This window comes from Stenotrophomonas sp. STM01 (genome assembly GCF_014852135.1).
Lineage (GTDB): Bacteria > Pseudomonadota > Gammaproteobacteria > Xanthomonadales > Xanthomonadaceae > Stenotrophomonas > Stenotrophomonas capsici.
In genome coordinates this window covers 1,118,097-1,130,469 of record NZ_JACVBA010000001.1, presented here as the reverse complement: position 1 = coordinate 1,130,469, position 12,373 = coordinate 1,118,097, and the positions used below count along the sequence as shown (strand labels likewise).

The 12,373-nt window shown below is 69.8% G+C and carries 9 protein-coding genes; 4 read left to right on the top strand and 5 right to left on the bottom strand.

All coding sequences use genetic code 11. The features are described 5' to 3' along the window. Positions 1-46: 46 nt before the first annotated feature. Positions 47-589, bottom strand: coding sequence for a phosphatase PAP2 family protein (locus tag IB227_RS05260; protein WP_192286559.1), 543 nt, complete (start codon positions 587-589; stop codon positions 47-49). Next, positions 570-1,706, bottom strand: a complete 1,137-nt coding sequence (locus tag IB227_RS05255; RefSeq protein WP_192286558.1) for a glycosyltransferase family 1 protein — start codon at positions 1,704-1,706, stop codon at positions 570-572. Before IB227_RS05255 ends, IB227_RS05260 begins: the two co-directional genes overlap by 20 nt. Before the next feature lie 182 nt (positions 1,707-1,888). On the opposite strand from IB227_RS05255, the gene IB227_RS05250 reads away from it, so the two are divergent. From IB227_RS05250 to IB227_RS05235, 4 genes are read left to right on the top strand one after another with little or no spacing between them, the layout of a single operon-like run. Beyond that, a complete protein-coding gene (locus IB227_RS05250; RefSeq protein ID WP_225591594.1) occupies positions 1,889-2,311 on the top strand; it encodes a GntR family transcriptional regulator in 423 nt (140 codons plus the stop codon). Between the two features lie 28 nt (positions 2,312-2,339). Continuing rightward, complete coding sequence (locus IB227_RS05245) at positions 2,340-3,254, top strand: ATP-binding cassette domain-containing protein (protein ID WP_192286557.1); 915 nt, start codon at positions 2,340-2,342, stop codon at positions 3,252-3,254. Positions 3,255-3,267: 13 nt separating this feature from the next. Further along, complete coding sequence (locus IB227_RS05240) at positions 3,268-5,088, top strand: hypothetical protein (RefSeq protein WP_192286556.1); 1,821 nt, start codon at positions 3,268-3,270, stop codon at positions 5,086-5,088. A gap of 58 nt (positions 5,089-5,146) precedes the next feature. Beyond that, a complete protein-coding gene (locus tag IB227_RS05235; protein WP_192286555.1) occupies positions 5,147-7,210 on the top strand; it encodes a prolyl oligopeptidase family serine peptidase in 2,064 nt (687 codons plus the stop codon). Positions 7,211-7,243: 33 nt separating this feature from the next. Here the strand turns inward: IB227_RS05235 and ppx are convergent, their stop codons facing one another. From ppx to phoR, 3 genes are all read right to left on the bottom strand, one after another. Next, complete coding sequence (gene ppx, locus IB227_RS05230; RefSeq protein ID WP_192286554.1) at positions 7,244-8,770, bottom strand: exopolyphosphatase; 1,527 nt, start codon at positions 8,768-8,770, stop codon at positions 7,244-7,246. A gap of 172 nt (positions 8,771-8,942) precedes the next feature. Then, positions 8,943-11,021 (bottom strand): polyphosphate kinase 1, encoded by a 2,079-nt coding sequence (gene ppk1, locus IB227_RS05225; protein ID WP_192286553.1) that lies wholly within the window; start codon positions 11,019-11,021, stop codon positions 8,943-8,945. Continuing rightward, on the bottom strand, positions 11,018-12,358 hold the full coding sequence (gene phoR / locus IB227_RS05220) for a phosphate regulon sensor histidine kinase PhoR (RefSeq protein ID WP_132862563.1): 1,341 nt from the start codon (positions 12,356-12,358) through the stop codon (positions 11,018-11,020). Before phoR ends, ppk1 begins: the two co-directional genes overlap by 4 nt. Positions 12,359-12,373: the final 15 nt, after the last annotated feature.

Sequence of the window (12,373 nt, the reverse complement as noted above, 5' to 3'; positions counted from 1 at the left end):
GCGCGCATTGTAGGGCGTGCGCGGCGGCCACGCGCGCCCGCCGGCCTCAGCCAGCGAGCAGCGGGGAAAGCTGCAGCGAGGCGGTCCCCAGCAGCAGGCCGATGCCGGTGGCGGCCAGGACGTCGCTGGGGTAGTGCAGGCCCAGTACCACGCGCGACATCGCCACGCCCGCGGTGAACGGCACCAGCAGCGGTGCCAGCCACGGGTAGTAGGCCAGCGCCACCACGGTGAAGGACACCGCATGCAGGGTGTGGCCGGAGGGGAAGCTGTACTCGTCCAGCGGCGCGACCCAGGCGCGGATGCGCACATCGGCGGCGAACGGGCGCGGGCGGCGCGTCCAGCGCTTGAGGCCCTTGTACAGGGTCAGTGCGACGGCCCCGGTGATGGCCATGTGGATCGAGGCCTGCAGGCCGTCCAGGCCATCGGCCAGCACCAGGGCGCCCATCAGCATGTACCAGAACACCCCATCGCCCAGCCGGCTCAGCGTGGAGAACACGATGCGGATGCCACGGCGGCGGCCGTAGCGGTTGGCGCGGCGGCACCAGCGTGCCTCGCGGGCGGCGATACCTTCAGGCGGCAGCAACGACATGGGCACGTCTCCGCAGGGCAAGTTCATCGAGCAGGGCTTCGAATTCGGCGACCACCTGCTCCGGGTGCAGCCGCTGCATCGCGCGGTTGGCGTTGGCGCCCAGGGTGGTACGCATCTCCTCATCACCGGCCAGCTGCACGGCCGCGTTGATGAAGCCTTCCTCGTTCTCCACGGCAACTCCGCTATGGCCGCTGCGCAGGTGTTCGCGCGCGGCACCGTAATTGAAGGCAACCGTCGCCACGCCGCTGGCCATGGCTTCCAGGGTGACGTTGCCGAAGGTTTCGCTGCGGCTGGCGAACAGGAACAGGTCGCCGCTGGCGAAGTGCCGTGCCAATGCCTCGCCGCGCTGGATGCCGCAGAAGATGAAGTCCGGGTTCTCGCTGGCCAGCTTCTCGCGCAGCGGGCCATCGCCGACCCAGACGAAGCGTGCGTCCGGTTTGACCTGCTGGATGCGGCGGAACGCCTTCACCGCCAGCCCAAGATTCTTTTCCGCGGCGATGCGACCGACATGGATCACCGCCAGTCCATCGTCCGGCAGGCCCCACTGCGCGCGCAGGGCGGCATCGCGGCGTTGCGGGTCGAACTGGCTGCCGTCGACCGCGCGTGCCAGCAGGCGTGCCCGCGAGAAGCCCTGCGCGGCCAGGAACTGCTGCAGTTCGTTGGTCGGCACCAGCGTCGCATCGGCCTGGTTGTGGAAGCGCCGCATCCAGCCCAGCGCGACCGGTTGCAGCCATGCCGCGCCGTAGTCCTGCAGGTACTCGTCGAAGCGGGTATGCAGCCCGGAGGCGACGGGGATGCCGAGCCGGCGTGCGGCGCGCATCGCCGACCAGCCGAGCGGGCCTTCGGTGGCGATGTAGATCGCGTCGGGGCGCTGCTGCTGCCATTGCCGGGCCAAGCGCTGCGGGGCGGGCAGGCCGAAGCGCAGGCCGGGATAGCGCGGCAATGCCGCACCGCGCACCAGCAGCTCGTACGCGGCCGGTGGGTCCTGGTTCTGCCGTGGCCGGACCAGTTCGACGTCATGGCCGCGGCGGCGCAGGCCCTGTTCCAGGCTCTGCACGGTCAAGGCCACGCCGTTGACCTCCGGCGGATAGGTCTCGGTGACGATCGCATAGCGCATGGCAGTGCCTCCGTTTTGCCGACAGCGTGGGCACCGGCGGTGACCAATGCGTGTCGTGTGGATGACTGGCCCATGACGTTCGTCGCCGCGGGCACCGGTTTGGGTCGTCCTGCGGGCGTTTCGTCGGACGGGGCTTGACGGCACCGGCTGATCTATCTGTACTATTTCAACTAGTACAGTTGATGGGCAAGGACATGGCACGCACCCAGGCATTGATGATCCAGATCGTCACCGGCGATCCCCGCCCGATCGGGCGCCAGATCGTGGACGCGGTACGGATGAAGATCGCCACCGGCGCGCTCGCGCCCGGTGCGCAGCTGCCCAGCGTGCGCGGCCTGGCCCAGCAACTCATGGTGAACCCCAACACCGTGGCCAAGGCCTACGCCGAGCTGACCACCGAGGGCTGGCTGGAATCCCGGCAGGGCATGGGCCTGTACGTGGCTGCGCCCCGCCAGCGCTTGTCCGATGCCGAGCGTGAGCGCCGGCTCGACGAGGCCATCGGCCGCTTCGTCAACGACGTGATCCCGCTGGGCTTCCCGGACGAAGCCGTGGAGGCACGCCTGGCCCACGAACTGCAGCAGCTGGCCTCCCGCAAGACCGCCTGAGCCGCCCCGGCGCGGCATTGGAACCGACATGCACACCGACACCGACTACGTGATCCAGACCCGGGCGCTGAGCAGGCGTTACGGCCGCAAGCTGGCGCTGGACCGGCTCGACCTGGCCATCCCGCGCGGGCGCATCCACGCCATCGTCGGTGCCAATGGCGCCGGCAAGTCCACCCTGTTCCGGGTCCTGCTCGGCTTCATGCCCCCCAGCAGCGGGCAGGCGTGCATCCTGGGCAAGGACAGCCAGCAGCTGACCCCGGCCGATCGCGCACGGATCGGCTTCGTCAACGAGGAGCACACCCTGCCGGGCTGGATGCGGGTGTCGCAGGTGACCGCGATGCAGCGCCACCAGTACCGCCGCTGGAACCAGCAGGCCTTCGATGGCGTGATCGGCCATTACCACGTGCTGCCGGAGCAGAAGATCGGCCAGCTCTCGCGCGGCGAACGCGCCGGCTTCAACCTGGCGCTGGCCTTGGCGCAGCGGCCGGAACTGCTGGTGCTCGACGAGCCGACGCTGGGCCTGGACGTGGTCGCCAAGCGTGCGTTCCTGGAGTCGCTGCTCTACAGCAATGCGGCCGATGACTGCACGGTGATCTATTGCTCGCACCAGATGGAGGAGATCGAGCGGGTCGCCGACAACCTGATCATCCTCGAGCGCGGGCAGCTCAAGCACATGTCCGCCCCGGAGGACTTCACCGCGCGGGTCAGCCACTGGGTCGCCGATGTCCCGTTCAAGGGGCCGGACCCGCGCACCGTGCCGGGCCTGCTGGAAGTGCAGCGCCTGGATGGCCTGCACCACTACCTGGTGCTCGACCAGGACGAAGGCTTCGAGCGCTTCCTGCGCGCGTGCGGCGCACGCAACGTGCAGTCGATGGCGGTCAGCCTGGACCGTGCCGTCAATGCCTTCCTGGCCAAGAACCATGCCGCCCCCGCGGCGGCCTGAGGAGCCCACGATCATGATCGATCTGTTCAAGAGCGAGTTGCAGCGCTTTCGCCTGTGGACCATCGCCGCGGCGGTGGTGCATGCGGGCATCCTCGGGTTCCTGACCCGGCTGGTCGACCTGGCGCAGCAGCCGCTGCAGGTCTACCAGGTCTTCAGCGTGGCCTATGCGGTATCGGGCACCCTGCTGGGCCTGTACCAGATGGGCAGCTACCGCCGGCCGAACCAGTGGCTCAGCCTGCTGCACCGGCCGATGCACCGCCTGCGCATCGCCGCGGCATTGGGGGGCGCCGGCGCCGTGCTGCTGTTCGTGGCGATGGCGCTGCCGATCGCGCTGGTGGCCCTGTACCAGGACACGATGACCGCGCGGGTGGTGGACCTGCGGCATTGGATGCTGCCGGTCGCGGCCTGGCTGATCGGCCTGATCGGTTACACCGCCGGTGCCTATGCGATGGTCGCCAACCGCCGTCATTCGTTCGCGGTGGTGGTGCTGCCGGTGCTGCTGATGTTCGCGCAGGCCTCCGGCGTGATGATGCTCGCGGTGCAGCTGTCGATCCTGGCGCTGCTGGTGGTACTGGTGGCGATCGCCTTCCGCCCCGATCCGGTGGCACCGCCGCGCAGCTTCGCCGCGGTGGTGCTGACCGCGCTGCCGGTGCAGGTCGGGGCCTACTTCCTGATCTGGATGCTGGGCTTCGCCGTGGAGATGACCTGGACGCTTTCCGGCACGCATCCGCTCAACATGCCGGTGCCGCCGAAGGGCGGCTACATCGAGGCCGAACGTGCCCAGGGCAAGGACATCCTGCTGTCCGGCATCGCCGACAGCCGCGACCCGGACGCGGCGCTGTGGCGTGAACAGATCGCCCTGTCCGACGTGGTCACCCGCTACCCGCTGCGCAGCCTGCCGCGGCGGGGCGAGCTGACCAACGTGGCGCCGATGGAGTTCGACGATGCCGAACACAGGGTGCGCTGGGTGTTCACGCACGACGGCATGCGCTTCGTGGGCTACGGCACGCTGGACGGCCGCGCGCGCGGTGTGCTGGGGGCGGGTCCGGCGCAGGCGGCGTTCCCGGCACCGACGCTGCAGTACGACGACGGCTACCTGTTCAACGCGAACGCGGCCTACCAGTACGACAGCGAGCAGCAGCGCATCTTCGAACGCGTGCGTCTGCCGCAGGGCGAGGTGATGGCCAGCCCGCCGGCACCGGCCGGGGACAACGTGCTGGCGCTCAGTGACCGCGCGGCCTACTTCTATCCCGGGCGCGAAGCGGCCAACGGCCTGGACCGGATGCAGCCGCTGCTGCGCGTGCCGATGCCGGCCGCGGTGGGCAACCTCAGCCGGGTGGACATGATCGAGCTGCTGGATGGCTACCTGGTGTCGTTCACCTACACCTGGGGCGTGTGGTCCAGCGAGCTGCAGCAACCGTTCCAGCAGGTGCTGCGCGTCGACGGCGAGGGGCGCGTGCATCCGGTCGCCCGCCGCGCGCTGCAGGTCGACCTGCCACCGGCCTATCCGGCGCGCATCTGGTGGCTGTCGCCGGTGCTGCGCACGCTGTGCCTCGGTGCGCAGGACCTGTATGCGGCGCCGGATCCACTGCGTGCGCCCCCGCAGCCGGTTCCAACCGGAATGGTGTGGTTGGCGTTAGCCGGTTGCCTGGCGTCGTTGCTGGGTGCGATCTGGGTGAGCGCGCGGCAATCGCATTCGCCGCGCGAGCGCTGGGCATGGGTACTGCTGTGCGGCGTGGTCGGCCTGCCGGCGCTGGTCAGCCTGTGGCTGATGTATCCGCGTCGCGAACCGCTGCCGGTACCCGCTGCGTCGACGCACGCGGCCATCGCCTGAACGCAACGGTCCCGTTCCCGTGGTGCGGGAACGGGCAGGAAACCCATGGAGAATGATGATGAGCAAGTTCCGTGACGCCTGCGTGGCGCTGGCGCTGCTTGTGCTGATGAGCGTGGCCGCAGACGTGCCGGCGGCGGACCCGGACCCCACGTTGCACAGCGCCGCCACCGCGCAACGCGCGCTGGCGCCCGCCGCGCGTCTGCCACGTGCCGCGTTCCTGGAAGACCGTGCACTCACCGCTGTGCGGTTGTCGCCGGGCGGTGACCAGGTGGCCTGGCTGCGCGAACAGGGCCAGGCGCGCAGCCTGATGGTGCTGCCCACCGCCGGTGGTGCAGCCAGGGTCCTGGTAGGCCGCACCCAGGCGCGGCAACTGTCCTGGTCGCGCGATGGCCGCTGGTTGTTCCTGCGTGCACCGCGTTCGCTGGCAATGGTGCCGGTGCATTCGGCCGGCGGCATGCGCACCCCCTTGGGCGGCGTGGAGCAGCGCCAGGTGATGAAGGTCGATCCTTCGCAGCCGGCGGCCGTGCTGCTGCGCGAGCGCGTGGTGGCCGGCGATGGCGAGCGCTGGCGGATCGTCCGCATGGACGCGCAGGGCAAGCGCAGCGTGCTGCGCGAAGACGCGCACTGGGTCCACGACGTCGCGCTGGACGCGGCCGGGCGGATCGTGGCGTTGGCGCGCTTCGATGGCGATCACGACGCCCTGTACCGGGTGCAGCCCGATGGCCGGTTGCGGGCGGTATTGCGGCTGCAGCCGCTGGAACGGGTCAACCTGCTGGCGGCGATGGACGACGGCAGCCTGCTGCTGGACGGCAACCCCGGCGGCAACTTCCGCCGCGTGCTGCGCCTGGAGGCCGATGACACGCTGCGGACGCTGCACGAGGATCCGCGCCACGAGGCCGACCTGGACGAGGTCGTGCTCGATCCGGCCACCCAGCAGCCCGTGGCGGCGAGTTACCGCAGCACCGTGGCCACCACCCACGGCATCGGCGCGGCGGCGCCGGTACTGGCGGCCATCGCCCGCCAGTTGCCGGGGCGCGACATCGGCGTGCAGGCCGCCGGCGCATCCTCGACGTGGCTGGTGTCCGCGCGCGCGGCGACCCTGCGCGACCCGCAGTGGTACCTGTACGACGCACGGCGCGGCGGGCTGCGGCGCATCCTCGATGCGCCCGCGGTGGCCGGGCAGGCACCGCCGGAAAGCCAGCTCTCGCGCAAGGTTGCGGTGTCCTACCGCGCCTCCGATGGCATGCAGGTGCATGGCTTCGTGCTGTTGCCGCCGGGCGTGGATCCGGCGCGGGCGCCGTTGGTCGCGCAGGTCCATGGCGGTCCGATCAGCCACTTCCGCCCCGGCTTCGATGGCGTGGCGCAGTTCCTGGCCAATCGCGGCTACGTGGTGTTCCAGTCCAACTTCCGCGGCTCCACCGGCCATGGCCGCGCGTACACGTTCGCGCCGCAGGGCGACTACGGCAATGGCCGCGTGCAGCAGGACGTGGTCGACGGCGTGCGCTGGCTGCTGGCGCAGGGCATCGGCGACCCACGGCGCGTCGGCATCGTCGGCCATTCCTTCGGCGGCTACTCCACGCTGCTGGGGCTGACCTTCCAGCCGGAGCTGTTCAAGGTCGGCGTGGCCGGCGCGCCGCCCGCGGACCTGGGCTGGGCGATGCGCTGGCTGGTCATGTCCGGCGAGCAGGGGGACCTGCCCGATCGTTCGTTGCGGCAGACGCTGCGTGCGCTGTCACTGGATGCCACCGAGCCGGCGACCCGGGCGCGGCTGCACGTGCAGTCGCCATCGGCCAATGCGGCGCGGATGCGCCGGCCCTTGCTGGTGATGGCCGGGGCCGTTGATCGCACCGTGGCCATCCGCGAGGTCACCCATTACGTGGCCACGCTGAAGGCGCAGGCCACCCCGGTCACCCTGCTGGTCGACCCGGAAGGCGGGCATTCGCCGGTCGACCCGATCCCCCGCGAGGCCTACCTGTTCGCGATGGAAACGATGCTGCAGCGGCATCTGGGTGGGCCGGTGCCCGAACCCGCCGGCCAGCGCCTGCGCGCCTACCTGCGGCAGAACCTGCGGGTGGCCGGGCCGGAGTTCGCGGCCCTGGCGCAACCGGCGCCCTCGCCATGAGCCCGTTGGCTTCCGTCCGCCGCGTGCGGGAGGTCAGGCCACGAACGGCCGGAAGTTGATGCCCAGGCCGAGCATGCCTTCGGCTTCGCCGACCAGGTCCGCGCGCAGCAGCGGCCGTGCGTCGATGAAGTCCTTGGACAGGACCAGTGACAGCGTGTTGCCGTCCACCGACAGCTCCAGCGTCGGGATCGGGTCCGGCTCGTGCGCGCGGTGCAGCAGCACCGCCAGCCGCAGCAGGGCGGCGGTACGCTTGGCTGGCAGCAGCAGGCGCTCGGGCAGGGCATCGAAGGCGGCCTTGGACACGCCGCGGCGATGGGTGCGGATCAGCGCCGCCAGCATCTGCTGTTCCTGCCGCGAGAAGCCGGAGATGTCCGAGTTCTCGATCACGTAGCTGCCGTGGGTGTGGTAACCGCTGTGCGCGATCATCAGGCCGAGCTCGTGCAGGCGCGCGGCCCAGCCCAGCATGCGGGCATCGTCCGAATCCAGCTTCCAGCTTTCGGCCACCTGCTCGAACAGGCGCTGTGCGGTGGCCTCCACGCGCAGGGCCTGGGTGGTGTCGATGGCGTAACGCTGGGTCAGCGCCGCCACCGATTCGTCGCGCGGGTCGTTGTCGCTGGCACGGCCCATGATGTCGTAGAGGATGCCTTCGCGCATCGCCGCCTTGCTGACCAGCAGCTTCTGCAGGCCCAGCGACTGGAACGCCGCCTCCAGCACCAGCACGCCGCCGGCGATGATCGGGCGGCGCTCGCTGGACAGGGTCGGCAGGTTGATGTCGTTGATGTGCTTGGCGCGCAGCAGTTCCTCGCGCAGCTGCGGCAGGGCCTCGGCGGTGATCGCGCCCTTGCTCAGCTTCATCGCCGCGCAGATCTCGCTGATCGCCTTGTGGGTGCCCGACGAGCCCAGCGCCTCCTGCCAGCCCAGCGCCTTGTATTTGTTGGCGAAGGGCTGGAACTCGGCGCCGATCTCGGTGAGTGCGTCCTTCCAGCGCTTCTTGCTCAGCTTGCCGCCGGGGAAGAAGCGTCGCGTGCTGGCGATGCAGCCGGCCTGCAGGCTTTCGCGCTCCAGGGTCTGCATGCCTTCGCCGATGATGAACTCGGTCGAGCCGCCCCCGATGTCGATCACCAGCCGGTGCTGGCCCGGCTTCGGGGGCTGCGCATGCGCCACGCCCAGGTAGATCAGGCGGGCTTCCTCGCGGCCATTGACCACTTCGATGGCGTGGCCCAGCGCGGTCTCGGCCGGCATCAGGAAGGACAGCGGCGAGCGCAGCTGGCGCACGGTGTTGGTGGCCAGCGCACGCACCCGGTAGGGCGGGATGTTGCGGATGCGCTGGCCGAACCGGGCCAGGCATTCCAGCGCGCGCTGGCGGGCGTCGGCGGACAGGCCGCCCTTGCCGTCCAGGCCGTCGGCCATGCGCACGGTTTCGCGCAGGCGATCGACCACGCGCAGCTGCCCGAGCAGGTAGCGCGCGATGACCATATGGAAGCTGTTCGAGCCGAGGTCGATGGCGGCCAGCAGGTCGCCGTCCTGCAGGGGCGGTGGGGTCGTTGAGGACTGGGGCATGGCGGAATGGTACTGGCAGGAGGGAGTGAAGAGGAGTGAGGAACGGGAAAAAACAGGCGGCGCACCGCTCGCCCGATCACCGCCGCCGCCCGCGCGGGCGCGACGTAGTCGCCGGAGGGCGCTGCAGCAGCGGCCCCCTCCACTCCTCGTTCCTGTTTCCCCGGTCCCTGCCTTACAGCGCTTCGAGCAGGGCCTGCTGGGCTGAATGCGGCGGCTGGCCGGGGGCCGGCTGGCACTGCAGGTAACGCCCGTCGGCCTGCAGGTCCCACGCGTTGAGGTTGTCGTCCAGGTAGTTCTGCAGCACTTCGCGGTAGATGCGCTTGGCCAGGTCGCTGTCCAGGATCGGGAAGCAGGTTTCCACGCGGCGCAGCAGGTTGCGCTCCAGCCAGTCGGCGCTGGCGCAGTACAGCTCCGGCGCGCCGTTGTTGCCGAACCAGTACACGCGGCTGTGCTCCAGGAAGCGGCCGACGATCGAGCGCACCCGGATGTTGTCCGAGACGCCTTCCACGCCCGGGCGCAGAGTGCAGGCGCCGCGCACGATCAGGTCGATCTGCACGCCGGCCTGTGAGGCGGCGTACAGCGCGCGGATCACCTGCGCCTCGTTGAGTGCGTTCATCTTGGCGATGATGCGTGCCGGCTTGCCTTCCTGGGCCAGCCGGGTCTCGCGCTCGATGCGCTTGATCAGGCCGGCGTGCAGGGTGAACGGTGACTGCAGCAGGCACTTGAGCTTCATCTTCGGCGCCAGCCCGGACAACTGCTGGAACAGCAGGTGCACGTCGTTGCCGATGTCCGGATCGGCGCTGATCAGGCTCAGGTCGGTGTACGCGCGGGCGGTGCCGCTGTGGTAGTTGCCGGTGCCCAGGTGCACGTAGCGGCGCAGCTTGCGGCCCTCGCGGCGCACGATCAGCAGCATCTTGGCGTGGGTCTTGTAGCCGACCACGCCGTACACCACCTGCACGCCGGCATCCTGCAGGCGGTCGGCCAGGCCGAGGTTGGCCTCTTCGTCGAAGCGCGCGCGCAGTTCCACCACCACGGTGACGTCCTTGCCGTTGCGCGCGGCCAGGATCAGCGCTTCCACGATCCCGGAGTCCTTGCCGGTGCGGTACAGGGTCTGCTTGATCGCCAGCACGTTCGGGTCCACCGCCGCCTCACGGATCAGCTCCAGCACGGTGCTGAAGGAGTCGAACGGGTGGTGCAGCAGGATGTCGTTGCGCGCGGCCATCTCGAAGATGCCTTCGGAGGTCTTGAGCACGCGCGGGCTCATCGGCGGGTACTTCAGGTCCGGCCGCTGCAGCAGGTCATAGACCTGGATGACGCGGTTGAGGTTGACCGGGCCATTGATGCGGTAGGCCGCGTTCTCCGACAGGCCGAAGTTCTGCAGCAGCGTCTGCATGATCGGCTTCGGGCAATCGTGCGCGATCTCCAGGCGCACCGCCGGGCGATAGCCGCGGTCGACCAGTTCATCACGCAGCGCCAGCGCCAGGTTCTCCACTTCCTCCTCGTCCACCACCAGCTCGGAGTTGCGGGTGACGCGGAACTGGTAGGCGCCCTGTACTTCCATGCCCGGGAACAGTTCGTCGACGAAGGTCGACAGCACCGCCGACAGCAGCACGAAGTTCTGCGGGCCGCCCAGCGACTCGGGCAGCTGGATGATGCGCGGCAGCGAGCGCGGCGCGCGTACCAGCGCCAGGTGGCCGGCGCGGCCGAAAGCATCGGTGCCCTTCAGCACGACCACGATGTTCAGCGACTTGTTGAGGATCTTCGGGAACGGGTGCGACGGGTCCAGGCCCAGCGGCGACAGCACCGGCATGATCTCGTTGCGGAAGTAGGCGCGCAGCCAGCGGTGCTGGCGCGCGGTCCATGCCTTCTGCGCGAGGATGCCGACGCCGGCCTCGGCCAGTGCCGGGCGCAGTACTTCGTTCCAGCAGCGGTACTGCTGGTCCACCAGTTCGGCGGCACGGTCGTGGATGGCACTCAGGATGGCCTGCGGGCTCATCCCGTCCGGCGCCGGCGGCAGGCCGAACTCCTGCGCGTGGCGCACGGCGGCGGCGCGGATCTCGAAGAACTCGTCCAGGTTGGTGCAGGAGATGCACAGGAAGCGCAGGCGTTCGAGCAGCGGCACCTGCTCGTCCTTCGCCTGGGCCAGCACGCGGAAGTTGAAGTCCAGCTGCGACAACTCCCGGTTGATGTACAGCGCCGGATCTCGCAACAGTTCGGGGGCAGCGACGGGGGCGGGGGAGGGCGGGTTCATGCCGGGAAGTCTTCCGTGGACGAGATCGAGGGGGAGTTGCTGCGCGGACGTACGTGTTCGGCATCGAAATGGCAGGCGAAGGTGCTGCCCTGGCCCACTTCACTGCGGATTTCCAGCCGGGCCTGGTGCAGGCCGAGGATGTGCTTGACGATCGACAGCCCCAGCCCGGTGCCGCCGCTTTCGCGCGAGCGGCTGCTGGACACGCGGTAGAAGCGCTCGGTCAGCCGCGGCAGGTGGTTGGCCGGGATGCCGTAGCCGGTGTCCGTGACCGCAAGCACCGCGCCCTTGCCCTCGCGGGCGAAGGTCAGGCTGATCCTGCCGCCGGCGGGCGTGTAACGCACCGCATTGGTCAGCAGGTTGGAGAAGGCGCTGTGCAGTTCCTTGTTGGAACCGGCCAGGTCCACCCCAGCCTGGTCCTCGACGGTGATGGTGTGGCGGCCCTGGCTGTGCGCTTCGGCTTCGCGCTTGAGCGAGGCCAGCATCGAGGTCATCGCCACCGTCTCCAGCTCGGTGTGCTGCTGCGATTCCAGCCGCGACAGGGTCAGCAGGTCCTCGACCAGCTGCGCCATGCGCTGGGATTGCTTGCGCATCTCCGACAGCATCGGGCCGGTATCGGGGAAGTCTTCCGGGTCCATCATGTCCAGGTAGCCATGCACCACGGTCAGCGGCGTGCGCAGCTCGTGCGAGACGTTGGCCACGAAGTCGCGGCGTACCTGTTCCAGGTGCAGCAGCTTGGTGACGTCGCGCGCCACCAGCAGCCAGTGGTGGTCCGAGTACGGGATCAGGCGCAGGTGCAGGCGGATGCCCGGGTCGACCGGCGAATTGGCATCCAGGATCGGCTCGGCGTTGCGGCCGCCGGCCAGCCAATGCGCCAGCGGCAGCGGCTGCAGGCGCTCGACCAGTGCCGCGCCCATGTCGGCCGGGTGCTGCAGGCCGAGCAGGCTGGTGGCCGCTTCGTTGAACCACTGCACGCGTTGGGTGTTGCGGTCCACCACCACCACCGCGTCGGGCAGCGCGGCGGCGGCTGCGCGATAGCTGCGCAGCATCTCGATCAGGCGCCGCTTGCGCACGCGCATCTCCTGCTGGTTGCGGTACAGCAGCCGGTCCAGCTCGTTCCAGACGCCCACCCCATTGCTGGTCTCCCAGCGCTGGCGTGCGGTCAGGCGCAGCAGCACCTGGCGCAGTCGCCAGTAGTGCCAGGTCAGGACCAGCAGCGCCGCCACCGCCACGCACAGGGCCGGATGACCGGTCCACGTCCCCAGCAATCCGGCCAGCAGCAACAGCACGGCCACGGTGGCCAGCGTCTTCAACCAGGCGGATCGGAATTGGCGGGGCATTGCGTTCTCGGGGTG